At 42.8% G+C, this 1,121-nt stretch carries 2 protein-coding genes; one reads left to right on the plus strand and one right to left on the minus strand.

The annotated features are described in order from the left end of the window. Positions 1-626: SOUL family heme-binding protein (locus tag ACS8FC_RS14670; RefSeq protein ID WP_439297308.1), on the minus strand; the 626-nt coding region annotated here is incomplete at its 3' end. 259 nt (positions 627-885) lie between these two features. Here ACS8FC_RS14670 and ACS8FC_RS14675 point away from each other — a divergent pair. Beyond that, the coding region (locus tag ACS8FC_RS14675; protein WP_439297309.1) for a tRNA-guanine transglycosylase at positions 886-1,121 on the plus strand (236 nt) is incomplete at its 3' end.

The raw sequence follows: 1,121 nt of genomic DNA on the forward strand, positions 1-1,121 counted from the left end.
TTACGACGTAAAAATGGCAATGTCCATGGCTCATCATAGCGTGCCAATTCTGGCTCACCTGTAGGCGTTAAATTTTTGCTTTGCATCCAATTTCGCAGTTCTTGTGTCTTCTTATCTACTTTATCACTTCCAGTAAATCCTGAGAACTTGATAACGCCGTAATTTTGAGCGGGTACTTCGATGATTTCGACCTCTGGGTTATTCGGTTTTGGTAACGTCTCCATCGTATATTTGCTGGGCATCGTGAATTGTACGCGCCACTTTCCATCATCTTGTTGCATATTGACTGGCGCGGTCATCGCGATTTTCTGTGACTCACTATCCCCTTTATTATCAGGCTGCATAGTGACAGGCGCTGTCATGCTAATTTTGCTACTACCACCAGTTGGTGCGGTATTATTACCAAAGATATAGTCCGCTAGGATTTTGAACCCTGCACGACTCGCCGCGCGTTGATCACCACTTACCCACGTTTGGGCGATTAACTGCTCATCATAACGACGTAACTCAAAGTCATCTGATTGTGCCAATAACGTATACTCCGGCTCTTCTGGATCAGCAGCCATTGCCCCTTTTGATATCAATAATATCCCGCCAACTAATAGTAGATAACCTGTCTTTTTCATATAATCTCTCCATTTTCTTAAAATATGCCCTGATGGTTCTAAATACGTCATCATTATTATGACTTTTACTTTACCAGCGCAACACAAGGGTTGTCTGTGTGTTTTGAAGCACTGTCTGTGTCTTTTGGTTATGACAATATTGCATTAATTAAAAAAACGCACTGACTGGCTATATTGACAGCCTGAATATCAATATCCAAAAAATCCCTAACAATGCTATAATTAGCGCCATTTTCATAGCTCATATATCGGTTAACATATGCAATTTGTCTTACATAAAACAGCCAGCGGTGCAACGCGTGCACGCCGCGGTACCGTTCATCTCAATCATGGCAACGTGCAAACGCCTGCTTTTATGCCTGTTGGTACTTATGGTACGGTCAAAGGTATGCTGCCACGTGATATCGAAGCCATTGGTGCTGATATCATTTTAGGCAACACTTTTCATCTCTGGTTACGCCCAGGCACGGAAGTGATCGACAAATTTGGCGGCTT

The sequence above is a fragment of the Psychrobacter sp. 1Y4 genome (genome assembly GCF_051847555.1).